Below are 25,231 nucleotides of genomic sequence, written 5' to 3'. Positions count from 1 at the left end.
CGGTCAGGTGGTCGTGGTGCGGCCGTCGTGGCGGGTGCGCCAGTGGTTCACGTCGTAGGTGACCTGGCGGGTGGCGGGCTGGAGGGCGGTGGTCAGGGAGATGGTGAATTCCTCGGGGGTGAGGGTCGAGCCGTGGGTGCGGAGGAGGGCGGCCATGCGGGTGCGCAGTTCGTCGCGGATCCGGGTGGCCATGGCGGTGGTGGTCCGGAGGTCCGGGTGCGGGGCGGAGTCGTGGGCGGTCAGGTCGGTGGTCGGCAGGGGAAGGCCGTGGGCCTGGTTCCAGAGGCCGGTGCGGACGAGGTGCTGGGCGAGGAAGTCCAGCTTGTAGCCCGCGCTGTCCGCCATCGCGCCGGACTGGTCGAAGGGGACGGAGCGGTGCTCGGGCGCGGAGACGGCGTGGCCGTGGAGCACGACCAGGGTCAGCGGGTTCGCCTCGGCCGAGACGTGGTCGGAGAGGAGTTCCGCGTGGGTCTCGTGCATGGTCTCTCCCGGTCGCCGGCTGTACGAGCGGAAGTACCACTGGGCCTTGCCGTCGATCATCGGGGCGGTGCCCTGCATCGCCGCGGCGGCCTGACGGAGGGCGTGGTGCTGTTCCGCCTCGGGCGCGCGCCGGTCGCGGGCCTCCTTCGCCGTGACCAGCAGGTCGGCCACCCTGGCCCAGGACCTGAGGGTCTTCTGGCGCTCCGCGGACGCGCCGACCCGTTCCGCGTACCCCGCGCGGTCGTGCAGCGAGGCGGCCACCTCGCGCAGGTCGGCGGCGGAGCTGCGCAGGTTCTTCTCGACCGCGTCGTTCATCTCCGCGCGGTTCCTGCTGACCCGGGCGTGGTTCTCCAGGGCGATCTGGGTGTGGCCGTCCTCGCTGGCCAGGACGACGGACGCGAAGTGGTAGCCGAAGTGTGAGCCGTTGCTCGCGCCCGGCTTGGCGTAGTTGAACTCCAGGGTCGGCCTGCCGGACGGGTCCGCCGCGTTGATCGACTGGACGAGGTAGCCCTCGCCCACCTGGGCCCAGGCACCCTCGTTGAACCCGGTCTGCCGGGCCGCTCGGGCCAGCGCGTCCCGGCGCGGGTCGTCCAGCAGCTCGTAGCTGAGCGCGCTGCCGTACGCCCGGCCGGGCAGCGGTGAGCCGCCCTGACCGCCTACCACCCGGTTGTCCCGGGCGATCTGGGCGGCGGCCCAGGCCGGGCCGGTGGCCGCCGGGTCGATCTCGCCGTCGGCGACCCGGGCGAGCGACTCGGCGAGATGGTGGGTGCCGGTGACCTCCGCCGTGTCCAGGGCGCTGATCTGGCCGGTCGCGACCCGCCGCTGTGCCCTGAACACCACGTTCGAGGCCCTGACCTCGCCGGACACCATCTGGGCGAAGTCCCGGCAGGCCTCCTCCTCGGACCGGCCGGAGCGGGTCAGGAAGCGCGGGGTGACCCGCAGGAGGCGCGGACCGGGTCCGGGCTCCCCGTCGGGGCGGGGCAGGACGAGGGAGACCTCGGGATCGGCGTCCAGCCGTACCTTGCTGCCCGCGGCGGCGAGTTTCGCGTTGGACTCGGCGACGGCCCGCTCGGTGGCGTACGCGTGCTGGCTGAGGCCGCCGGTGTCGATGGCCAGGGTGCGGTCGCGCGACACCCGGATCGCGGGGTGGTCCCCGGCCCGCACCACGCCGAGTTCCTGGGTGGGCAGCCGCAGCGCGGGGGCGCCGGGGCCGGACCGGGTGGCGTGGACGGACTCGACGTGGGTGGCGGGCAGCCGGTGGAAGAGCACGGCGTCGGCGTCGGCGGCGTGCACCGTGTACCTCCTGGTGACCAGGGGATCGGGCCGCAGGTGCGCGAACTCGTCGCGTCCGAACGGGGTGGTGGCGGCCCAGTGCGGGTTGTCCCCGGACAGCCGGATCCGCTCGACCGTCGTCCCGTTCGTCCGGACGGAGGCGAGTTCGAGGGCGCCGTCCGACGGAGTCCACACCTTGCGCCCCGTCGCCCGGGACACGGCCTCCGCAAGCCCGGCGGGGGCCTCGTGCAGGCCGCGCACGGCCAGCACGATGTCGGCGCCCGGGGGCCGGACCGGGTCGTTCTCCACCAGGGCGGCGAAGTCCTCGGCATCCGTCAGCCGGACGGTGCGGGACGGGGTCTCCAGCGTGATGTGGCCCCTGCCGGCACGGGCCAGGACGACATGGGCGTCGTCGGACCAGGGCACCTCGTGCTGGTCCCGCTCCCCGTCGGCCCGGTGGACGTGGTAACGGACCCGGTCGAAGCGGGGGCGCCCGGGGCCCCGCCAGTTGCGGCCGCCGCCGTCCATCGCGGTGTTCTCGTGCGTGACGTCGCGGATCAGCCTCGCGACGTCCGCGCGGGAGCGGCCGGAGAACGGTGCGGCCGCGGGGGGCCGGGCCGGGTCCGTCGGGTGGGAGTGCGGGTCCGGTGCGAGGAGGGACTCGCGGGCCGCGGCGCCGGTCAGCCCGGGGGCGGTGACGACCGGCTCTCCGTGCTCGGCGTACGGCAGGTCGCGCAGGACCGGACCGGAGTCGGTGACCTCGGCGATGGACCTCAGGTAGCTGTCGGGTACGTCGATGGTGTCGATGTCCGCCATCAGACCGGTCCGGTCGGCCTGTTCCTCGTGGCGGCGGAAGAGCGTCGTCGCGTCGTGGTAGCGGTCCGGCAGGCCGCCGTAGTGCAGCAGTTCGTGGAGGGCGCGGGCGTCGTCCAGCGCGCCCTCGTGCGTGCCGAGGGGGAAGGTGAACTGGTCCCAGGCGTGCTCGGGTTGCTCGCTCCGGCTGATCTCGACGGCCTCCGGGTGGTCCGGACGGTGCTCCAGGTCCACGTCGATGTGCAGCTGGTCGCCCGAACCGGGCAGCCGGCGACCGTCGTTGACGTGCGTGTCCAGCAGCGACTGGAGGCGGTCACGGTACGGGGCCAGGTCGGCGGGGCCGAATCCGTGGCCGAAGCGTACGGGGAGGTGCAGGGAGAGGTTGCGGACCCAGCGTCCGTCGTTCGCCTGGATCCGGGTCACCGCCGCGCGGACCACGACGTCGCGGCCGGCGAGGAGGCCGGGCGCGGGGCGGTCGGCCGCCGGGTCGCGGGCGGGGTCGTACCGCTCCGTGCGGAGCACGGACCAGACCGCCTGGTCGCGCCGGGGGCGCCACTGGGAGGGGTGCAGGGGCGGTGGCTGCGCGGGTTCGTGGGCCGCGGCCGGGGGGTGGGTGATCGTGACGACCGCGCGGTCGGGGGAGTCCGGGGCGGTGTGGGGGAGGTCGTCCGGGCCGTGGGACTCGGTGGTGATCGTGAACGCGGCGGAGGTGAGGGGGGAGCCGAGGTCGTGCAGGTGGGCGTCCAGCCGGCGGGTGAAGAACTCGCGGACGTGTTCGGCGCGTTCGGCGGCGAGTTGGAGGGAGCGGCCGAAGTGGGGCTGGCCGGCGAGGGACGCGGTGGCGTGGCCGGTGATCCGGACGGTGGGGAGGGGGCCCTGTTCGGGGGTGGGGCCGGGGTGCTGTACGGCGCTCTGGGCCGTGTCGGCGGCCAGTGTGTCCAGGTGGGTGATCTGGGTGGGGGTGAGGGTGGGGGTGGGGGTGTGTTCGGTGGCGAAGGTGAAGTTGTGGGTGGCCGTGGCCGTGGCCGTGGCCTCGGCTTCGCCTTCGGCGGGTGTTTTCCCGCCCGCACCACCCGTGACGGTTTCGTGGTCGGGTGCGGGTGGCCCCTGTGGGGCGGACTCGCCGTCGGCGGCAGCCGGGGGACGGGGATCAGCCTGCGCTGAGGGACGGGGACCAGCCTGCGCCGAGGGGCGGGGATCAGCCTGCGCTGAGGGGCGGGGCTCGGTGTGTGTCGAGGGGCGGGGGGCGGCTGCGGGGGGTCGGGGGGCGCGGGGGGCGGTCTCGGGAGGGGCGGGGTGAGTGTCGGAGCCCGGAGGGGCGGGGTGGGTGTCGGAGTCGGAGGGGGTGGGGTGGGCGGTGGGGGGCGGGGTGGTGGTCCAGTGGAAGAGGTGGCCGGTCAGGGAGCGGGGGGTGCCGTAGGGGCCGGCGTCGTCGTGGGGGTGGAGGGTGATGCGGACGGGCTGGCGCATCAGGGAGGCCGGGCCGGTGAGTTTGGCCTTGCCCGGTTCGGTGGGGGGTACGGCGTGCGGGAGGGACGCGTCGGGGGTGGGGCGGCTCGGGGTGCCGGGGGCGCGGGTGACGGGGCGTGCGGAGTCGTAGGTCTGGTCGCGGGTGAGGCGGGTGGTGGAGAGGGGGACGGTGAGGACCGGGTCCTCGGTGAGGACCGCGAGGTCCACGGGGGAGACCGTCCAGTTGTAGGAGTTGGTGGCGGCGGTGGCCGACTCGTCCTTGACGGCGACCGAGAGTTCGTCGTCGGCGGCGTCGCGGTGGGCCAGTTCCTCGGCGGGGCCGATCGCCTCCATCGAGACGGCGAGGGAGGTGCCCGGTACCCGGTAGGGGCGGTCCGAGCCGCCGAGCCGGTGGAAGAGGGCGGGGAGCGACTGGCCGGAGAACATCTGCCGGATCGCGAACTGCTCGTCCGGCGTGAGGCGTTGTTCCTGGCTCAGGTCGTGGCCGGGGCCGAGCCGGGGGTCGGCGGTGAAGGTGGCCAGGAAACGGGAGACCGTGTCCGTCAGGTGCGAGGGAAGCAGGGTGTGGGCCGCCCAGCGGGCCGCGCCGACGCCCTGCGCGAGGGCCCAGGAGTAGGAGGCGCCGGTCTGGCCCAGCACGCCGTCCCCCCAGGGGCGCGGGGTCGCCTGGACCTGGACGGCGGTGTCGTGCAGGGCCTTGGTGCTGTCGAAGCCGACTAGGTCGTGCGCCGCGTGCAGGGCGTTCTGCCAGGCCTCGTACCGGGCGGGGTTGCGGAGGCGGCCGAGTTCGACGTCGAACGGGTGGTCGGCCAGGGGGAGGGCCGGGAGGGCCGGGTGGGCCGGGTGGGCCGGGTCGTCGGGGATGTGCGGGGTGCCGGGGTGGGGTGCGGCGGTCGCGTCCTCGGTGAGGGACTCCGGCACCCAGGCCGCGACCGGGTGCGGGCCCACCGCCTCCGGCTCCTTCGGCAGGCGCGTGAAACGGCCGGCCTCGGTGCGCCGGGTGACCGTCACCTCGTAGCTCAGGCCGGCGGTGAACCGGGCGTTGGTGTTGCCGTAGCCGGACGTCTTGTGGCCGACGGTGGTGGTCACGCCGGACTCGGCGCTGCTGCCCCGGCCGCCTTCGAGTCCGCCGGCCGGGGCGATGGAGACCGAGTTGAGGTGGGGCACCTCCGGGGGGCGCACGGAGGCCCGCAGATTGCCCTCGGCGCCGAACGTGCCCTTGGCGCCGGCCTTGCCCTTGACGGTGTGGGCGGCGGTGACGTCACGGGTGAGGGGGCGGTCCGAGCGGGAGCCGTCGTCGCGCCAGCCGTCGGTGATGCCGCGCACCAGCACCTCGGTGACGACATGTCCGGCGCGCGTCACCTCGACGTGCCGGTCCAGGATGCCGGGACCGACGAGTTCGTCGTAACGGGCGGCGAGCGTGTCCGGTGAGTAGGTGTCGGCGAAGGGGAGGGCGGACACCGGGACGGGGCCGGCGTCCGGTCCGCGCAACTGCCGGTCGATCTCCCGCAGGACGGGGTCGGTGTCGGGGAGCTCCACCAGGGCACCGCCCGAGACGCCCTGGTCCAGCAGGGTGGCGCGGCGTTCCGGAGGCAGGACGCCCGGGTCCGTGAGGGCCGCGGTGTGCAGGCGGGCCACGTCCTCGTCGGAGAGCAGGACGTGGATGTCGTGGTGGTGAGCGACCGGACGGCCCACGTGCGAGGCACCGGACGCCTCGGTGAGGCGGCCGGCGACGCTCACCTCGGCCGTGGCCCGGTAGACGTGCCAGGTGCCGGTGTGGCTGACCTTGCGGGTGGTGACGGTCTGCTGCTTGAGGGTGTCCACGTCGTCCCACTGGCCGCCGGCCTTGCCCTTGCCGCCGCCCCGCACCTGGAACGTGGTGGTCAGCGAACCGGCCGCGGTCTCGGGGAACAGCCCGAAGTCCGGGCCGAGGCTGCCCTTGACGGACAGCGACGTCTGCTCGGCGAGGGTGGTGGCTCCGCTCGCCTTCAGTTCCAGGTCGAGGGTGTTGTTCCCGGACAGCGTCTCCTGGTAGTGCAGGTCGATCAGCCGGGTGCGCACCGACAGGCCCACGGTGTCCGGGGCCCGGCCGTCGCCCACGTGCCGGTCGAGCGTGTTGGCCCAGCCGGAGTGCGAGGCGGAGACCAGACCGGGCAGTTGGGCACGGCCGGTCAGCGCCGTCACGGCCTCGTCGAGTTCGGGGACCCTCGGTGGTTCGACGTCGGGCTCGCGGGACCGGTACGCCGCCTCCAGCGCGGCCCTGGCCTGCCGCTGGAAGCGGGCCTCGTCGGAGACCCGGGTGACGGCGTGCGACTGCGGCAGCCGGGCGGCCCGCAGATGCTGGGGCGCGGAGGCCGACTGCTCCGCCCGGCGTACCTCGACCCGCAGCCGGTCGTCGGCCGCGAGGAACACCTCGCGCACCGCGTCCGGCCCCCGGCCGTGGGCCGGGCGTTCGGCCGGCAGGGTGCTCGGCGGGTTCCCCTCCCGGTGCGGGGCGACCAGGACCCGGTACGTCACCGGGTAACTGAACGCGTCCGCCGGCCCCTTGAGCTGGAACGTCCGCTTGGCCTGCGTCTCGGTGGACGCCACGGTCTGCCGGGACGGGCCGTACGAGCCGTCGACACCGGCGTTCCCGAACGCCCGTACGGTGTCCGGCGGGTTCAGGGCCCTGCGTACGTTGCCGCTGACGCCGAGGGTGTGCTTGCTGCCCCGGGTCACGCCCTTGTCGGCGGCATGGCCCCGGGCCACCGTGTTCTTCGCGGTTCCCGCCACCGCCCCGTCGTGGCGGCCCGCCTCGGTGTCGGCCCGGACCACCACCTCGTACGTACGACCGGGCAGTCCCGGCAGATGGGAGGTGTCCAGGGTGATCCGGAAGGTGCCGTCGAGGAGCTGTCCGCCGTCGGCGCGCAGCCCCGACCGGGAGACGCGCTCGCGCAGCAGGCGCTGGTTCTCCATGGCCTGCGGGGTGACCCGCCCCGCCGCGGCGCCGTCGGGCGGCGGCAGGGTGCCGGGGGCCAGCTCGTGCAGCCGCCTGGTGATGTGCCGCTCCAGCTCCCGGGAGCCGGGTACGTCGACGAAGGCGGTGCGCTCGGCGATCAGGGGTTTGCGCAGGTTGTCGGCGGCCGGGGCGGGAGTGTGGGCGGCGGGGGCGGGGGCGGGGGCGTGGGCGGCCGGGGCGTCCGCGGTAGGGGGGTTCGCGGCAGGGGCGTCCGCGGCGGGTGCGGACGGGTGGTGGCGGACGCGGATGACCGTGCCGGTGTGTGGTGTGGGCGGGTTCTCCTCGTCGTGCGGGGCCTCGCCGCGGGCGGGCGCGGGGGCGGGTTGGCCGCGGACCGCGTGCAGGCCGTCCGTGCCCGGGGAGAGCCGCTCGCGCAGCACCTCCACCCGGAACCGTACGGCGGTCGTGACCAGGTCGCCGGTGCCCGCGTGCTCCAGGCTCCGCTCCAGCGAGAAGGTCTGCTTGCCCTTCTCCTGGTGGGCCTGGCTGTACGCGTAGGAGTAGCCGCCGGTGACCGTCAGCCAGGAGGACTCCTTCGTCGTGGCGCTCTGCCACATCCGCCGCGCGCCGCCGCCGTTCAGGCCCAGGCCCCAGCCGGAGGTGTCGGTACGGCCCGTGGCGTGCTCGCCGGTCTCCTTGCTGGTGACGGTGTCCTTGTCGGCGACCGTGCCCTCGCGGGCCGACGCCCCGGGTTCCAGGGTGAGCCGGAGCCAGGCGTGGCCGCCGTCGCTGAGGTCGAGCCGTTTGGAGGTCAGCCCCCAGCCGGCGGCGTGTTCGAAGCCGTCCACGACGTTCTTCGGGGACAGGAACTCCAGGATGTCGTTGTGGGCGGTGCCGTCGGGGCGGGCCTCGTCCGGCAGCCGGTCGAAGACGTCCTTGTGCAGCGCCGTCAGCCCGGTGACGTCGAGCGGGCGACCCTCCGCGTGGTCGGGGCCGTCGCTCTCCCAGCCGTTCCAGCCGTTGGCGCGGCCGTCCGCGGGGGCCGGGTCCGGGCGGGTGACCTCAGCGGTCACGTCGGCGGAGACGTGGGCACCGGCGGGCGGGCCGAGCGGACGGCCGTCGGGGCCGGTGACGGTCGCCCGGTAGCGGAAGCGGGAGACGTAGGTGTCGGTGGGGCCGGTGAGCGAGGTCTTCGTACCGGTCTCGGCGCCCGTCTTCACCGAGGTGTCGGTCGCGTGGGTGGCGCCGCCCGCCTTGATGGAAGGGGTGATCAGGGCCAGCCGGTCCCCGCCGGAGCCGTCCGGGCGGATCACCGTCGGGGCCAGGTCCAGGCCCGCCTCCGAGGTGGTGAGCGCGGTCTTCTTCGGCTCGGCCGCGCGCTTGGCCTCGGCGGACCGGTCGAAGCTCTTGCCCTGCTTCTCCTCGGCCGGCGCCTGTTCCGTACGCAGGCGCCAGCGACCGGGCTCGGCCGACAGCACCACGTCGTGCAGGTCGCCGCCCACCCGGATCTGGAAGCGCCAGCCGCCGTTGACCATCTGCTCGTGCCGGGTGCGGAAGTTGGCCGGGTCGAACTCCGCGTCGAGTTTCTGGACGACCCGGCGGTCGGTGCGGTGCGCCTCGGGCAGGGTCGCCAGGACCTGGGCACGCAGGGCCTCGGGGCCGGGGGCGTCGGTGATCCGGATGCCGGCCAGCGAATTCCGGTGCCGGTCGCCCAGGCGGGCGGGCGGGCCGGGCGGCTCGGGCGGTGGCGCGGGGTGGTCCGCGGTCTCGGGGTCACCGGCCCGGTGGGGGGCGTCGCCCGGCGGCGGGATCGCGGGATCGCCCTCCGGCTCCGGCGCCCTCGGCTCGGGCTCGGCGGCCTTGACGGCGTCCCCACCGTCCCCGCCGGCCGTCCTGGGCTCCACGAGGGGTTCCACGAGCGGCGCTGCGTGGGGCTGCTGGGGTTCTACGAGGGGTGCTGCGTGGGGCTGCTGGGGTTCTACGAGGGGCTCCACGAGGGGTGCTGCGTGGGGCTGTTCCATGCGGGGTGCCGCCTCGGGCTCCCCGGGGTGCTCGATGTGGGGGAGCGGTCCGACGGCGTGCGGGAGCGGCGAGCCGGCGCGCGGGGTGGGTGAATCGGCGCGCGGGGCGGGCGAGTCGGTGTCCGCGAGGGGTGGCTCGGGCCGTGTGGTGGTGGGCTCCGTCGGGGGAAGTGGCGGTTCAGGGTGTGTGGTCGGGGGCTCTTCCGGTGTCGGGCGTGGCTCCGGGGCCGGGCCTCTGACGAGGAACTCGGCCGGGGCATGGACGAGTTCGGCGTCGTTGAGGCCGGGACGGAAACGCAGAAGGGGCTCGCCGCCCTCCTGGTGGGACTCCACGATCTTGCTGAAGATGCCCTTGCTGAAGGGCGTCGTCGGCTCCCAGTCCATGTGCGCCCCGTGCATGACGGCCATGCCGCTGGTCATCATGGTGTTGACCACGTCGTCGTACGGGTCCCCCTGCAGCCGCGTACCGCCCGGTGTGTTGATGTCGAACACGTCGTGGTCGCCGGTGATCTCCGTCCAGCGGTCCTGGCCGTTCAGGCCGTACACCAGGCCGTCGTCGACCTTGAACCGGCCCTGGGTCCGGAGCTCGGCCATCACCGGCGCCAGGGTCTCGAACTCCTCGGTGCGCTGCGCGAACCGTTTTCCGAGCTGTTCCCAGGTCCTGTCGTCGAGGTTTCCGCGCTCGGGCCGGGCCGGCTTGAAGTACCCGATCAGGCCACGGTGTTCGGCCTTGGCGCCCAGCAGCACGTCCAGCTCGTTGATGGACTTCGCCTTGATGTCCTTGGGCTTGGGCAGCTTCCCCTGGTCAAGCCACTTCGGCGCGTCCGTGTTGGTCGGCCGGACGTCGATCACGAGATTGCGCGCCCGCGCCAGGGACCTGAACCTGTCGAAGTTCTTCTCCGGCATTCCGTAGTGCGACCGTGCCACGGCCGGGGCCACTGCCCGTGAGGACTCGTACCCCGACGCGGACGCGGACGCGGACGTGGACGCGGACGCGGACTCGGACTCGGGTGTCCGCGCCGTCGTGTCCGTGATCCGGATCTCCGGGACGGACGGGTGCGCAGAACCGGGTTGCCCCTGCTGACCGGTGTCCGGGGACCGCGTCCCCCGACCGCTGCCACTGGCCACGGGGGCACGGGGAGCGAACTCGTCGGGGTGCGGAGCGGACGCCTCCCGGACCACGGAAAGCACCGGGGGCGTGTCTGTTCCGTGGAACACGGCCTCCACACCGTCGGACATCGCGAGGAACTCGTTCTCGTGCTCGTACAGGAAGAGGGTGCGCTCGGCCTCCCCCTCGCCCCGCGCTCTGCTCTGCAGGTACGTTCCGAAGACCTGGTGCAGCGGAATCTCCTGCGAGGTGACCCAGAAGGCCCCCAGCCCATGATCGGTTTTGTTCTGGTCCTTGTACGGTCTCATCAGGCTGTACGAATCCGCGGGCCCGCGGCGCAGATTGATCCGGGCGCCGATGTCCGGGGTGCGTTCACCGTTGGCGTCGTCCACCACGGACCGCTTGTCCAGGCGCAGGAGTTGGACGATGCCCCGCTCCGGGTCCACGTTCGGCATTTTGACCCGGGTGAGGATCTCGTGGGTGAAGACGTGCTGGGCCACCATGCTCCGCACGTACGACGGGACGAAATCGAACTCCGGCAGGGCGTCCGGGTGGTCCGCGTGGGGGATATCGCGGTCCTTGACCCCCGGGCCGTCGAGGCGGGACATGTAGAAGCGCTCGGGATGCTTCGGCGGTCGGAAATGGCTCACCATCACCTTGAAGCGCAGTGCCTGGGCGGTATTGGAGCCGCCCGACTGGTGATCAGCCCAGTTCGCCAGCCAGCCGCGGTCGCCGCCGTTCCTGTCCAGCCAGGCGTGGAACTGCTCCGACACACCGCCAGGTCCGTGCAGCGAACCGCCGATCGGCCCCGCCGGATCGTCCGGCGAGACCAGGGCATACGACGTCACTTCGTCCGCATCGGTCCCGGACCGGTCGCCCCAATGCTCGTTCACGACCAGTTCCGGCGGCAGGTTGCCCAGGAAGCCGTCCTCGACCATCAGCATCTGCACGCGCAGGAACTCACTGCGGTACTCGGGCCGCCAGCCGCCCTGCTTGAGCGTCGACTCCACCTTCAGCAGACGCTCGGCACGCTCTCGTTCCGGATCGCCCGGTGCCTTCGTACGGACGGTCTGCTCCGCCCGGTCGGTGATCAGACGAAGTCGGTGCTCTGCCGCATCCGCCATCGCATGGTACGCGTCACCCCGGTATTCCCACTGCTGCCAATCGCCTTGCTCGTTCTCCGCCGGGAGATGTTCCGCCGTGCTTTCGTGGGAGTACGCCGTCGCAACCGTTCTGATCGTCCGCGCGGAGGGGTCCTCTTGGACGGTCACACTGAAGTCGACGAAGGGATCGTCTCCCCACAGCGTGGCTGCCTCGAACGGCCCGGACGGCAACGACTCCAGCGGAGGAACGACGGGTGGGGGCACGGGCGCCTCTTCCGCGGCCTCCTGGTGTCCGGAGGCGTCGGTGTGCTCCGGCTGCTCTTCGGTCTCCGGTGTCCCCGGACGGTCCGGGCTCTGTGCCTCGGCGCCCGTCCCCGTCCCGTTGCCGTGCTGCGCCAGCTGGTGGGTGGGAGCCGGTGCCGGCCCGCGGGACGGCCCCGGCAGAGGAGCGGCGCGGCGGGGGGCCGGTGTGTCACTCTCCGCATCGCTCCATTCCGCTTCCGGCTCCTCGTCGGAGTCCTGCAGCCGAAGCAGCCGGTCGTTGAGTGCCGCGTCGAGCGCCCTGGCGAGATCCGCCGGGGTCGTGGTGCGCGGGTCCGCGACCGCCGACGCCCTGTGCCCGGGGCCGTCGAGCGGTGCGTAGCGCGAAGGATCGGAGACCGGGTCGACCCAGGTGTGGCTCCGCTTGTGGGGCGTCGCGGCGAGGCGCGTCTGCTCCCACTCGGCGCCGTGCTCGAGCCCGGGTTCCGCGCGGTGGAGGTCACCGACGACAGCGGCGATCAACTGCAGATGACGTTCGCGCAGACCACCTCTGCTCAGCCCCTCGGGCGGGTCGGCGTGGAAGTTGCCCAGCAGACTGCCCTCGACATCGGGGCGGTGCGGAACGGCCTCGTCACGGTACTCGTCACGCAGGTTGAACACCTGGTGCGTCACCTCGTGGGCGAACTCGACGGGTTCGGCGTTCGCCCGCCATCTCCGCTGGTCCATGACCCCGTCGTGGCCGACGAGATCGACCGTCAGGTGCGCCTCCTCACCGGGCCTCGCACGCAACACGGTGACATGCAGCCGGTCACCGGCACCGGGAGTGTGGTCCGCACCGGGCAGGCGGTACCCCGGCGCGTTGAGGTACTGCTCGACGCCGGCCGTCACCCTGGCCCAGACGGCATCCGTGTCGTGCCCGTTGCCGCCGTTCCGGAAGGCGACCCGCACCGTCAGATCGGTGACCGGTTCGCCCCGGTACACGAACCGGCGGGCCTCGAAGCTGGAGCGCACGACGAAGCGAGGCGTACGGTCGAGCCGCATCCGGGGCGCCGGAGCCCGTCCGGCCCGGTCACCGCCGGGGGGCGGGGTGGGGTCCGGAGTGCGGTCCGGGGCCGGGGCGGAGTCCTGCCGGTGGGGTGTGGCGGCACCGTCATGGCCGGGTGCGGCGGTGGCGCCGGCGGTCGCGGCCACGGTCTTCGGTACGGCGCCGGTCTCCGATACGGCGGCGGTCGTACGCGAGGCGCCGCCGGCCTCGGTGTCGGTGCCGCCCGCGGTGGCCGACGAGGATGTGGTGACGGTGCTGGACGCCGTCGGCCTGGCCGCGCCCGCGGTGCCGGTGGTGCTGGTGGTCTGCGGGGTCCTGGCGGACTCCGGGCCGGTCTGGGTGCGGGTGGCGGCGGACGGCGGCGTGTTCGTCTCCGTCTGGGTACGGACGGACGCGCCGGGCTCGTTACGAGCGGATCCACCGGTCTCCGTACGGACGGACGGCGCCGACCCGGTCGTACCCGTGCCCGTGCCTGTACCTGTACCTGTACCTGTGCCCGTGCCCGCAGTGGACGGGCGGGCGGTTCCGGTGCCGGTGACTCCGCCGCCCCCGGTGGTGACGCGGGTCTGGGTACCGGACGCCGTACCGGTGCGTGTCGCCGTCCCGCCCTCGGCGTGCGGCTGCGTGGTGCTCGACGTGGACCTGACGGTGGTCGAGAACCCCGGCAGCCCCTGCTCGTGTGCGTGTTGTGCGCCTGTGACGGCCGTGGAGGTGGACGCGGAGGCGGCCGCGGAGGTGGACGTGCCGTGGGTCGACTCGGTGGTGTGCTGGGTGCCGGTGCTCTGTTGCCCGGTGCTCTGTTGCCCGGTCCCCGTCCCCGTCCCGGTCCGTGTCACGTTCTTCTCGGTGGTGCCGGTGCTCCGCGTCGACTCCTTGAAGGTCCCGGTGCCGGACAGCTGTGCCGGCTTCTCGGCCGAGAGCAGGCCGGGCAGGTCGGACAGACCCGACAGGCTGAGCTTGAGCGCGTTCGGCACGTTCACGTGGACGGGGTCCACCTTGACCGTGTCGTCCTTGCCGCCGAACCGCCGCTTGCCGCCACCGCCCAGCGCGCCCAGCGCACCCGCGCTGATGGACGTGCCGAACTCGTCCTCCCCGCTGTGGTAGATGCCGTACATGATCGCGGAGGTGCCGATGCCGGTCGCCGCGCCGAGGATGCCCTTGCCGAGCAGCGAGTGCGCGAACTTCGGCGCGAGGACGCTGCCGGCACCGAAGAAGATGCCGCCCACGGCCCCGCCGATGGCGCCCGACACCACGGCGGAGACGGTGTTGTCGGTGGACCACTCGGTACGGTCGCCCTTGAGGAACTGGATGGTCTGGACGGCGACGTCGAGGCCGACGTTCATGGCGACACCGGTCGCGACCGAGATGAGCAGCCGGCGCAGGATCATCTTCACCGCGATCCGGGCCGCCGTGATGGCGAGCGGGATGACCTCGGGCGCGAAGAAGATCCACTCCGCGATCTGCGCGGCCAGCAGGATCAGTTGGCCGAGGATCATGTACTTGGAGTACTCGACCTGGACGGCGGTGTGCTTGCCGAGCTTGCCCAGCTGGTTCGCGGACTCGGCCATCTCCGGGAGGCTGGCCTCCAGTTGGGTCACGAAGGACCGGAACTCGTCGGCGACCTGGCCGCCCACGCTCTCCAGGACCCCGTTGCCGGACGCGCCGATCTGCCCGCTGATGCCCTTGAGTTCCTGGGCGGCGTCGTTCCACGCCTGGCCGAGGGCGTGCAGGTTGTCCTCGTTGCCCTTGGGCCAGGCCTGACCGACCGCCAGCCGGGCGACCCAGGCCAGCTCGGGGGGCATCTCGACGCTCATGGAAGGGAGTTCACCGCCGGGTGCGGTGCGGCGAGGAGTCGCCGCCCGTCGTCACGGAGCCCGTGGACGGTGTGATGGCGCGCAGTGCCTCGACGTTCGCCTCCTCGGTCCGGGCGAACCCCTTGGCCATGGTGCTGATGCCGTCGACCGTGCTGTCCAGCACGTTCCCGGCGCCCATGATGCCCTCGCTGAGCTGCCGCTTGGGCTCCGCGTACTGCTCCAGGAACTGCCGTCCGCTCTCGTCGTCGCCCCAGCACGCGCCGAGCGACTCCAGCCGGCCGTCCAGCTTGGTGGCGATGGACCGGATCCGCGCGGCCAGCTCCACCATCTGCGGGGCGGACTGGCCGAGCCGGGCGGTGTCGACGGAGAAGGTGCTGCCGTCACTCATGGGTCTCTCCCTGGAAGCCGTGGTCGACGTAGTCGCGTACGGAGTCCGGCATCGCCGGGTCCTCGGGCAGTACGGCGGCCGGGTCGACCCGGCCCTGGAGCAGGTCCGGCACGGTCACCCCGGGCGGCAACCGCTCGGCGAGCACGCCCGAGACGCCCTCCAGCGCCTCGGCCCTGGCCTGCCGCAGGGTGGTGAGCAGTACGTCGGCCAGTTCCTTGGGGGCCATCCGGCGGTAGGCGCCGGTGGGGAACTCGATGGCCGTGACGTCCCCCTGGGCGCCGACGGTGATCTTCACCGTCTGCCGGGGGGCGGTCACGGTCGCCGTCGTCTCGTTGATCCGGCGCCGGGTCGCGGCGGCCTCGTCACGCTGGCGGCGGTACTGGTCCAGCAGATCCTCGATCTGCTGGTCGTACGGGCTGGGCACGGGAACTGGTCTCCTCGCGGGCCGGGTCAGAGGGTGGCGGTGGAGTCGCCGGGGACGCTGCCCCAGGTGCTCTGGTGCTGGACCAGCAGGTCGGCGATGCCGCGGGCGGCCGGTTCCGGGTCCGGCTCCGACCCGGCCTCCGCCGACTCCTCGGGTTCCTCGGGTTCCTCGGGTTCCTCCGGTTCGGGGCCGCCGTCGCCGCACAGCGCCTCGCCGCGGACGGCGGTGCCGGTAGCGGCCGGTGACCCGGTGGCGGTGCGGTCCGGCTGCCAGGTGGTGCGCGGCTCGGCGGACACGCCCTGTTCGGGGTCCGCCTCCCGCTCCCCGTCACCGTTCAGCGCCCACAGCAGCGGGACGAACGCGCCCGCGCCGGTCCCGACCTCCCAGACGGAGAAGTCCTCCTCGCCGTCGTCGGGCAGGGGCCGCGCCGCCGTGGCGGAGCCGTCGCCGTGCTCGCCGGCGGGCACCGGCAGGCCGTCGGAACCGACGGCGACCGGGGCGGTGCGGGGGGCGGCGGACGCGGTGGCCGGTCCGGCTGCGGCGGTACCGGGAGCCGCGCTCTCCGCGCCCGTGGTCCGCTCGGCCGCTTCGGCCGTGTTCTCCTCGGCCGTGTTCCCTTCCGCGGCGGCCGGCTCGGCGACGCGTTCGCCGGTCCGGCCCTCCGCACGGCCCGTGGCGCCCGTGGCGCTCGTGGTGACTGTGCTGCTTGTGGTGCTTGTGGTGCTTGTGGTGCCTGTGGTGATGCCGAAGCCGGGCAGGTACGGCACTCCGGGCAGGGCTCCGGTGGGGGAGCCGGCCTCGTCGGCACCGGACTCGGACTCCTCCGCGCCCTCCCACGGCTCGGCGCTCCCGTCGAGCAGACCGGAGGCGTCGCTGCGTTCGCCGGCGCCGTCCCGGCCCGCGCCCGAGGCGCCGCCCATGCCGCCCATGGCCGGCAGGTACGGCATCCCGGCCGTGCCGAGCCCCTCGCCGCCGGCCGCCGTGCCCAGCTCCGAGCCGACCTCGTCGCCGGGGGCCTCCTCGCCCTCCCAGGGGTCCGCGCTGGAGTCGAGCAGCCCCGAGGCGTCCGTGGGCTCGGAGGTGAGACCGGCGCCGTTCGCGCCGCTGCCGCCCATCCCCGGCATGTACGGCATCCCGGAGGACGTCGCCAGCTGGGACGGGGACAGGGCGTCGGAGGACAGGCCGTCGGCGAGGCCGTCGCCCAGACCGTCGTCCAGCCCGGTGTCACCGAAGGCGGCCGGGTCGGCCGTGGACAGACCGCCCAGCGCGCTCTCGCCGTCGGCCCCGAGACCGCTGCTGCCCAGGCCGGCCAGGCTGCCCAGGCTCCCCAGGGCGGGGAAGGAGAGCGGGTTGAGCGCGCTGTCGATCGCGGACGGGTCGAGGCCGCTGAGATCGCCCAGGTCACCGAGGTCGCCGATGCCGTCGCCGGTGCCGAGCCCGCTGTCCGTACCGCCGTCCAGGCCGAGGTCGCCGGGGTAGGAGGTGGGGTCGCCGGAGCCGTCCAGCGCGCCGAGGTCGCCGACGTCGCCGATGCCGTCGCCGGTGCCGAGTCCGCTGTCCAGGCCGGTGTCGGGGTAGCCGGAGAGATCCGACAGGTTTCCGGTGTCGCCCAGGCCGCCGATGCCGGAGTCGGATCCGCCGCTCAGGTCGGGATCCAGGTTCGGATCGAGGTTCGGGTCCGAAAGACCGTTGTCGTCACCGGAGTCGTTCGGGTTGTCGGTCGGCGAGGTCACCGGCGTCGGGTTCACGATGGCGTCGGTGGTGACCTGGTAGGAGTGCGCCAGGCTCTTCAGGACGGCGCGCATGTCGTCGGTCATCATCGCGACGAGTTCGGGCTTCTGGCTGATCGGGATCAGCCCGTCGGCCATCGGCGTGACGCCCATCCGCTGGGCCTCGTCGGCGTAGAACGAGTCGATCTCCGCGAGCTTGTTCTGCGCGCTCTGGAAGGAGATCGCGTTGTTGGCGAGCTGGTGCGGGATGGAGTGGTCGCCGGTCGAACCGCCGGACAGGACGTCGGCGTTGGCCTTCACCTGTCGGGAGAAGTTGGTCATCATGTCGAGGAAGGAGTCGGCGGCGGTGCCGCCCCACGGGCCGTTGTCGCCGGCCAGCGCCTTGGCCTGGTCGACCAGGCTCTTGGTGACGCCCTCCAGGGTGCGCTGGACATGGAAGAAGGCGTTCGCCGCGTCCAGCAGCGACTGCGGGTTGGCGATCGCGCGCGCGTGCGCGATGTTGGCGTCGGTCGAGACGCCGGACGACATGCCGTAGACGGCGGCCTTGATCTGCTTCCAGTCCCAGTTGTCGTAGTCCGTGACGCTTCCGGTGGCCGTGCCGTCCGGGTTCCCGAAGATCGTCCCGTCGTCGCCCTGGTGGAAGCCGCCGCTGTTGTAGTCCGGCACTTTCGCCCTCCCGCGGAGCGCGCCTAGGTGGTGGTGTTCGAGTTGCCGGACCCGCTGTTGCTGTTCGGGTTGCCGGTACCGGTGGTGGTGGTCATGCCGCTGCCGCCGTTCGACGTCATCATCGCGTTGAAGTCGGCGGTGGTCGTCGTGAAGGCGTCCGCGAGGTCCTGGGCCCTCATGCCGTTGGCGTCCTCGGTCGTGGCGTACTTGTGGCTCAGCCCCCGTACCCCGTCCCGCAGGTCCGTCAGGCCTCGGACCAGCGCCGACAGGGCGTCGCCGTAGCTCTTCTTGAGACCGGCGTCGGCGTTCGGGCCGTTGACCGTCGTGCGCATCACGTTGGCGTGGTAGAAGGCGCCCGGCGCGACCGAGACATCGGTCAGTTTGGTGGCGACGTCGCGCACCGGCTGGATCAACAGGTCGATGTTGGAGGCGAACAGGTCCAGCGACGGCGTGCTGACGGAGGTCCCGTTGTGCCCGTCGCCGCCCGGTACCGGCGGCGGCACGAAGGGGTGCAGGTCGCTCAGGATGCCCGGGACGTGCAGGACGTCCGTGCCGCCGTGGTAGTGGTGGTCGCCGGAGTTGCTGTTGCCCGAGCCGCTGTTGCTGTTGCCGTAGTCGTTGTTGTTGATGTTCGGGTCGTTGCTGTGGTCGCTGTCGGCGGTCTCGTTCGCCATCTCACTGCTCCCAGAGACTCACGCCGTGCCGCTCGCCCGCGTAGTAGGACTCGTTGATCTGGCCGAGGGCGTTGGTGGCGTTCTGGGCCTGGGTCACCATGTCGGCGGCGGCTGCGTCCCACTTGGCCTTGGCGATGTCGTAGGTGGCGCGGGCGTCGCTGGTCCACTCGCTCAGGTGCACCTTGGCGCTGTCGTCCAGCTCGGTCAGCGCCGCCTGGATCTTCCCGCTGATCGCGGTCATCTCGCCGACCACGTACTCGACCTGGTTCATGTTGACGGTGTACGTAGGCATGGTCGCTCCTCGTGTGTGCGGGGGTGGTGGTGGAGAACGGGGCTCAGAAACCGGGCAGCGGGGTCGACATGCTCTTGTGCAGCTGGGTGGCCGCGTCCGTGGTGTGCTGGTGCGTGGTGTCGTAACTCCCGGTGTTCGCCTGCAGCTTGCTGAGCATCAGCTCCAACTGCTGCTTCACCGTGCCGAAGTCGGTGAGCCAGGTGTCCATGGCGCTCTGGAAGGTGCTGGAGGCGTCACCGGTCCAGCTGGAGCGCAGCGCCTCGATCTGGCTCTGCATCTGGGTGTACGTGTTGTTGACCTCGTCCAGGGCGGTCTGGAAGCTGCCCTGGGCGATCCGCATGCCCGAAGTGTCGACCGATGTGTTCGTGTTGGCGGCCATGGCCGTTCCTCTCGTGCCGGGGACGTGGGGGTCGTCGTTCGTGATGGTGGTCCGGGGCGGCGCGGGCCCGGGGCCGGAAACCGGACTCCCTGCCCCACCGGCCGTGATTTTCTGTCCCTGCGGCCCGTCAGCCGGCCACCAGCGCCTCCGCCAGCGGGAGTTCGCCCGCCAGGTCGGCGAGGACCAGCGCGGGGGCGCCCGCGCGGACGGCGATCCGGTCCGCCAGCCGGTGCGCGCCGTACGCGCCGTGCGCCGGGTCCTGCGCGGCCAGTGCGCCGCGGACGTCGTCGGGCACGTCGAAGCCCAGGGCCGTGAGCCGCCGCCGGGTCAGCTCCGCGAGATCCGCGCCGGTCCAGGCCGGCAGCCGCAGGTACTCGGCGAACGCCCCGGCCAGATCGGTACGGGCGCGCAGCAGCTCCATCAGGCGCGGGGCGCCGCCGCAGAGCACCAGCACCGGGCCGTACGGGTCACGGGCCGCCGCTTCCACGGCCAACGCGTCGACGACCGCCTGCCGTTCGGGCTCCGGGCGGGACTCGAAGGCGGGGTCGGCCGTCACCGCCAGGAGGCCGCCAGCCGCGCGCCGGAAGACGTCGGCGAGGAACGCGCGCGGCTGGGTGGCCCAGCGGGCCGGGACCGCCGACAGCGGTACGTGCGTGAACGCGCCGGAGGGTACGACCCCGAGCTCGGCGAGGGCTCGCCCGTACGCGGCGGCCACCGCCCGGCGTCCGCTGCCCGGGGGGCCTTCCAGGATCACGTCCGCGAGGCCTGCGGTGCCCTGGCCGAGCTTGACGAGGGTGTCCAGGCGGGCGGCCAGGGCTTCGGTGACGGGGGTGAGGGCGGTGAGGGTGGTGAGGTGGCGGGTGGGGGTGAGGGTGGGGGCCGTGGCCTCGGCTTCGCCTTCGCCTTCGGCCTTTGTGTTCCCGCCCGCACCACCCGTGACGGTTTCGTGGTCGGGTGCGGGTGGCCCCTGTGGGGCGGACTCGCCGTCGGCGGCCGCGGGCACGGGCACGGGCGCCGGGAGCGCAGCGGGTGCGGGTGCGGGTGCGGGCGGGGGTGGGGGAGGGGTGGGGGTGGTGGCCGGAGGCCTGGGGGCCGGGGTGACGTCTGCGGCGGTCAGTAGGCTCAGTTCGTTGTCGTGGCCCGGCGGATGGGTGGCCAGGCGGGAGGCCTGGGCGCCGATCATCGACTCGAAGACCTGGCGGGCGACCCGGCCGTTGCCGAAGGTCGGGCCCTTGGGGACGTCCTCGAAATAGCGGGACAGCGCGCCCAGGGCGTCTTCGGAGAGTTCGTAGTAGTGCTTGGCACACAGGCCCCGGACGATGGTGACCAGTTCCTCCGGCGAGTAGTTGGGGAACTCGATCGTCCGGGCGAACCGGGAGGCCATACCGGGGTTGGAGGCGAGGAAGCGGTCCATGTGCTCGGAGTAGCCGGCCGCGATGACGACGATCTCGTCGCGGTGGTCCTCCATCAGCTTCATCAGCGTCTCGACGGCCTCCTGGCCGAAGTCCGGCCCGGTGCCCCGCGACTGGTTGGTCAGGGTGTACGCCTCGTCGATGAAGAGCACCCCGCCCAGCGCCCGGTTGAAGACCTCCGTGGTCTTGATGGCGGTTCCGCCGATGATCTGGGCGACCAGGTCGGCACGGGCCACCTCGACGATGTGCCCCTGGCCGAGGATGCCGAGTTCGGCGAGGACCGCGCCGTAGAGGCGGGCCACGGTGGTCTTGCCGGTGCCGGGCGGCCCCGCGAAGACGAGGTGCCGGCTCATCGGGGGCATCGGCAGGCCCATCTCGGTGCGCCGCTTGGTCATCTTGTTGAGGTTGATCAGCCCGGTGACCTCCAGCTTGACGCTCTCCAGGCCGACCAGCGCGTCCAGTTCGGCGAGCGGTCCGGTGGCGGCGGAGCGGGAGACGTCCGGGGCGGCCGACGGGTCGGGGGTCCCGGAACCGTCCGGGCCACCGGTACCGGTACCGGTACCGGTACCGCCTCCTCCTCCGCCTCCGCCACCGGCACCGCCTCCGTCCGTGCCGAAGCCTCCGCTGTGTCCGCCGTCCCTGCCGAAGCTCCCGCCGTGCCCTTCGCGCCCGTCGAAGTCGTCGCCCGCGCGGCCGGCAGGCGCGGGCCGGTCGCCGGCGTTGTCCTGGATCGCACAGTTGCTGAGGTCGGTGCGGGCGTCGGCGTGGGCGTTGACGCCCTGACCGCCCGCGCCCGTCATCCGGCACCCGACGGCGGTGAACGAGCCGCCCGCCAGCACCCGCACCGCGTCGCCCGGCGAACCGGTGAACTCGGTGTCGTGCGCGGTCAGTTCCGAGTCCTCGCCGACGACCGCAGGGCACCCGCGCAGCACCGAACCGGCCACGAACGCGCTCGCCGACCCGGTCAGCCCCAGCCCCGGCGCCGTCGTCCCCCGGCCACCGCCGGTCATCGCGATCCCGGCGTCCCGCAGCGTCACCCGGGCACCGCCCTGCGCCCGGACCCCGGCACCCGAGGCGGTGCCGGTGACGGTGAGCCGTTCCAGTTCGGCCGTGCCCGAGTCGGCGGCCTGTACGGCGGCGGTCGTGGCGTCCCGGACGACGAGCCCGGTCGCCCTGACGGCGGTCCCCGCGCCGGTGACGTACAGGCCGACCGGCGTACCGGTGATCTCGCAGTCCTCCAGGCGGGGCCGGGCACCCCCGGTGACCTGGACGCCGCTGCGGGCCGCGCCGCTGACCTTGCAACCGCGCAGGTGCGGCGCGGCGCCCTCGGCGATGTGCACGGACTGCCCGCCGGAACCGGAGAACGCGCAGTCGGTGAGCGTGGTCTCGCCCCGGCCGGTCAGGTAGGCGTCCAGCGCGGTACTGCCGGTCACGGTGACCCGGAGCAGCGCGGCGCGCGCCTCCTGTTCGACGGCGATGGCGGGCTTGCCGCTGCCGGTGACGAGGGTGCCCTCGACGGTCGCGGAGGCGTTGCCGTTGACACAGACGCCGTTGCCCCGGGGGCGGTCGAGCCGGCAGTCCCGGATGTCGAGGCGGCCGTGCTCGGCCACCACCACGGCCGAGGAGCCGGCCTCGGTGATCTCGGTGCCGGACAGCACGTTGCCGCCGGGCGAGGTGACCACCACGCCGGCGCCGTGCGGGTTGGTCACCCGGCAGCCGCGGGCGGCCAGCGTGCCCTCGTCCCAGGCCAGTACGGCCGTCCACGCCGCGCCCTCGATCCGGCAGCCGTCCAGAGCCGACTGCCCGCGCCGCAGGTCGAGGACCGGGGCCTCCCGGTCGGCGCCCGACAGGACGAGCCCGGACAGCTGCACGGCCTCGGCCCGCACCACGACCGTGCTTCCGGCGGTCGCGTGCACCTGTACGGTTCCGGCGCCGCCCTCCGCGGCCAGGGTCACGGGCCGGACGATGTCCAGCGCCTCCTCGTACCGGCCGGGGGCGATCGTGACCAGCGCCCCCTCCGCCGCCTCGGCCAGCGCCAGGCCGATCGTACGGTGGGCGCCCGGACGGTCCGGGGAGACCAGCAGCACCTGCCTGCTCACGACTCGGCTCCTTCTGTGCGGACCGTACGGGGAATGACGATCAGTCCGGGCGGGTCGGCGCTCTCGGCCGCGGCGTCGGTGCCGGTCCGCTCCAGCGCGTCCAGGATCTTCTCCAGGCCCTTGACGGCGATCTCGTCGAGCTTCGCCGCCACGACGTCGCCGCCCTGGCCGCCATGGACGTCCTTCGCGGCCTTCGCGGCTTCCGCCGCTTCCGCCGCTTCCGACGGCGACAGCTCCCGCATCAGCACGGCGGTGCCATCGGCACGCAGCACCCTGAAGACGGTGCCCGGCAGGAACACCACCCGGTCGGGGACGGCGGCGTCGAGGGAACTGGTCCGCCGCGCGGTCATCGACCAGATCAGGACGTCGGTGGCGCCGCTGCCGCGCGGGCCGGGGTGCAGCGACGTACGGGCGTGGCAGAAGGCCCACTCGGTGGCCAGCCTGCCCTCGCGGTACCAGGCGCGCTCCGCGTCACCGAGCCGGGTGCGCAGCAGGGCCGGACCTCGGTAGGAGGGCAGCCGCCGCAGCCCGGCGGTCACACAGCGCGCCAACGGCACATGCGGTCCGGGTACGGCCTCGCGCACGGCGGCGTCGGCCCGGCGGGGATCGCCGGACAGGTAGAGGCGTACGGCGACCAGGTCGGTCAGCGCGTCCGCGGCCTCCGTCCTGGACCCGCCGCGCAGTCCGGGCGACTCCGACATCACGCGCGAGACCGAGCCGGCCAGGGCGTTGTACTGCTCGCTGAAGGTCCGGCGCATCCAGTCCCGTTCCTGCGCGACACCGCGCTCCGGCGGCAGCGCGGAGGCGGCGGCCCGCGGCACGGGTTGCACCCGCACGGCCCCCGTTCGTGCCACCGCCGACGACCCGGCGGCGGGCTCGGCCCCCGGGGCGACCACCGACGACGGAACGCCGACGTCGTGGACGTCGCCGATATCCCGGATATCCCCGATAACCCCGATATCCGGCTCCGGCGCGGCGGACTCCAACCGAAACCGTGGCGAGGCAGGGGGCACGGGCCGCTGCACTGGGGCGGAAGGAGCGACGGCTGCGGCGGGCGAGGGCGAGGGCGAGGGCGCGGACGCCGGGGCGGCCGTGACGGCCGTGACGGCGGGTCCGGCTGCGGCGGAGGGCGCGGTTTCGGCGGAGGGCGCGGCTCCCGTGGGAGGCGCGGGTTCGATCGGGGAGACGGCTCCGGCCGTGGGGCCGGCTTCGGTGGAGAGCGCGGCTGCGGTGGGGGGAACGACTCCGGGCGTGGGCGCGACTCCGGGCGTGGGCATCGGGCCGGCCGGGGGGACGGCTCCGACCGGGGGGCCGGTTTGGATGGAGGGCCCGGCTGCGGCTGTGGGCACGGCTCCGGTTGTGGGCGCGGTTCCGACCGTGGGCGTGACTTCGGCCGTGGGCAGTGCTTCGGCCGTGGGTCCGGCTTCGGTGTTGTGTACGGCCTTGGTTGAGGGTGTGGGGGTGATCGGGGGCACGGGTTCGGCGGAAGGCGCGGGTTCGGACGAGAGGACGGGGCGGGGCTGTGGGGCCGATCGCGATGTCGACTCCGCTGTCGGGAGCTGGGGTGATGCCGGCGTTGTCACCGGGATCAGGGTTGATGGGGACGGTGCTGCGGGAGCCCCGGCAGGGGGCAGTGCCGACGTCGGCCCCGTTGCTGGAACTGACGCCGGTTCAGGCGTCGTTGCCGGAAGCCGATCCGGTGTCGGTGTCGGTGCCGGTGTCGATCCCGATGTCGAGGCTGCTTCCCTTTCCCTTTCTCTTTCTCCGGCCTCTGGCGATGTGTCGGTCTGGCTTCTGTTCCGTGTGGCGCGGGTTCTGCTGAGGACGGTGGGTGCGTCGTCGAGGTCCGCCGCGCCGCCGCTGGTCGCGTTGCGGACGGTCGGTGCCTCCGAGAGGTCCGTCGTGTCGGCGGTGTCGGCTGCGGTGTCCGGGGCGTCGGCGGCTACGGACTCCGTGCGGACGGGCGGCGCGGGCGCGCGGTCCGGTACCGGTGGAACGGAAGCGCGGGGGAGACAGGTCGTCTCGGCCGGTTCGGTCCGGTCGTCGGGCAGGCCGTCGTACAGGACGGCCGGGTGGCCGAGGGCGTCGGCGAGTGCCTGCCCGGAGGCGGCGCGGCCGCCGGGCACGTCGAGGGCGCCGTACAGGACGAAGCGCACCGCGGGGCGGGCGCCGGGGAGCACGGTGGTGTCCCAGAAGCGGGTCAGGTCGTCGAGGGACAGCGGTGGCGTGCCGGGGCTCCCGAGGACGACCAGGTAGCGATGTGGGTCGGTGGCCACGGCCTCGACCGCGCGCCGGTGGTGCGCGGCCAGGGGATCCGGGTCCGTGTGCCGCAACCACACGCCCGCGGGCAGCGGTTGGGCGACGGTGTGCGGCCCGGCCTGCTGGGTGCGGGCCGGTGCCGAGAACTCCCAGTGCGGTTTGGGGAAGCGCTGCGCCACCGGCTCGGGGTCATGGCCGGGCCGGAACCGCAGCCAGGCCGCGCCGTCGTCGCCGGGCACGAACAGGCCGCCGCCGACGGTCGGTACGAGGTCGCCGCCGGGGGCGAGCACCTCGCGTTCGAGCCGGTCGGCGATGCGCTGGCAGGCCGTACGGATGTCGTCCGGGGTGCCCCGCCCGAAGATCAGCCGCGGGCTGCCGTACCGCGCGGACGACAGCAGCCGGGCCACCGCCTCCCACTCCGTGGCGATGGCGTCGCCCGGCAGGTCCACCACGGCGAGGGTGTGCAGCGGGTCCTCGGCGATCCCGTCGGCGAACGCGGCCGCCCGGTCGTCGAACCTGCCCCTGGGGTGGATCAGCAGGGCGTCGCCCACGGGGGTGGAGCGGAGGCGGAGCCGGGCCACCG

The 25,231-nt window shown here is 73.6% G+C and carries 9 protein-coding genes; all 9 read right to left on the bottom strand.

All coding sequences use genetic code 11. The features are described 5' to 3' along the window. Positions 1-3 precede the first annotated feature (3 nt). The 9 genes from IEZ11_RS14770 to IEZ11_RS14730 all read right to left on the bottom strand — a co-directional run bounded on the left by IEZ11_RS14770 (position 4) and on the right by IEZ11_RS14730 (position 25,229). Positions 4-14,325, bottom strand: coding sequence for a WXG100-like domain-containing protein (locus tag IEZ11_RS14770; protein ID WP_189263497.1), 14,322 nt, complete (start codon positions 14,323-14,325; stop codon positions 4-6). Between the two features lie 10 nt (positions 14,326-14,335). After that, positions 14,336-14,713 carry a WXG100 family type VII secretion target gene (locus IEZ11_RS14765; protein WP_189263188.1) on the bottom strand — a complete coding sequence of 126 codons (378 nt, stop codon included), beginning with the start codon at positions 14,711-14,713 and terminating at the stop codon, positions 14,336-14,338. After that, positions 14,706-15,137: a YbaB/EbfC family nucleoid-associated protein gene (locus tag IEZ11_RS14760; RefSeq protein ID WP_189263187.1), complete on the bottom strand. Its 432-nt coding sequence runs from the start codon at positions 15,135-15,137 to the stop codon at positions 14,706-14,708. Before IEZ11_RS14760 ends, IEZ11_RS14765 begins: the two co-directional genes overlap by 8 nt. A 26-nt stretch (positions 15,138-15,163) precedes the next feature. After that, entirely contained in the window at positions 15,164-17,533 is a 2,370-nt protein-coding gene (locus IEZ11_RS14755) for a WXG100 family type VII secretion target (protein ID WP_189263186.1), read from the bottom strand. A gap of 23 nt (positions 17,534-17,556) precedes the next feature. Then, on the bottom strand, positions 17,557-18,207 hold the full coding sequence (locus IEZ11_RS14750; protein ID WP_189263185.1) for a RidA family protein: 651 nt from the start codon (positions 18,205-18,207) through the stop codon (positions 17,557-17,559). A 1-nt stretch (position 18,208) separates the two neighbouring features. Further along, the gene (locus tag IEZ11_RS14745) at positions 18,209-18,499 is read right to left on the bottom strand and encodes a WXG100 family type VII secretion target (protein ID WP_189263184.1); all 291 of its coding nucleotides are present in this window, start codon (positions 18,497-18,499) and stop codon (positions 18,209-18,211) included. A 43-nt stretch (positions 18,500-18,542) separates the two neighbouring features. Beyond that, the gene (locus tag IEZ11_RS14740; protein ID WP_189263183.1) at positions 18,543-18,878 is read right to left on the bottom strand and encodes a WXG100 family type VII secretion target; all 336 of its coding nucleotides are present in this window, start codon (positions 18,876-18,878) and stop codon (positions 18,543-18,545) included. Between the two features lie 127 nt (positions 18,879-19,005). Further along, the gene (locus IEZ11_RS14735) at positions 19,006-22,389 is read right to left on the bottom strand and encodes a right-handed parallel beta-helix repeat-containing protein (RefSeq protein ID WP_189263182.1); all 3,384 of its coding nucleotides are present in this window, start codon (positions 22,387-22,389) and stop codon (positions 19,006-19,008) included. Beyond that, complete coding sequence (locus IEZ11_RS14730) at positions 22,386-25,229, bottom strand: hypothetical protein (protein WP_189263181.1); 2,844 nt, start codon at positions 25,227-25,229, stop codon at positions 22,386-22,388. The genes IEZ11_RS14735 and IEZ11_RS14730 overlap by 4 nt, the downstream gene beginning before the upstream one ends. Positions 25,230-25,231 lie beyond the last annotated feature (2 nt).

Origin of the sequence: Streptomyces fuscichromogenes (genome assembly GCF_014645815.1) — a bacterium.
GTDB lineage: Bacteria > Actinomycetota > Actinomycetes > Streptomycetales > Streptomycetaceae > Streptomyces > Streptomyces fuscichromogenes.
This window is presented reverse-complemented; position numbering and strand designations above follow the sequence as displayed.

What these genes read in the sequence shown, in the direction of transcription:
- IEZ11_RS14770 (WP_189263497.1), bottom strand. Translation starts at nt 14,325, where the DNA reads ATGAGCGTCGAGATGCCCCCCGAGCTGGCCTGGGTCGCCCGGCTGGCG.
- IEZ11_RS14765 (WP_189263188.1), bottom strand. Translation starts at nt 14,713, where the DNA reads ATGAGTGACGGCAGCACCTTCTCCGTCGACACCGCCCGGCTCGGCCAG.
- IEZ11_RS14750 (WP_189263185.1), bottom strand. Translation starts at nt 18,207, where the DNA reads ATGGCGAACGAGACCGCCGACAGCGACCACAGCAACGACCCGAACATC.
- IEZ11_RS14745 (WP_189263184.1), bottom strand. Translation starts at nt 18,499, where the DNA reads ATGCCTACGTACACCGTCAACATGAACCAGGTCGAGTACGTGGTCGGC.
- IEZ11_RS14740 (WP_189263183.1), bottom strand. Translation starts at nt 18,878, where the DNA reads ATGGCCGCCAACACGAACACATCGGTCGACACTTCGGGCATGCGGATC.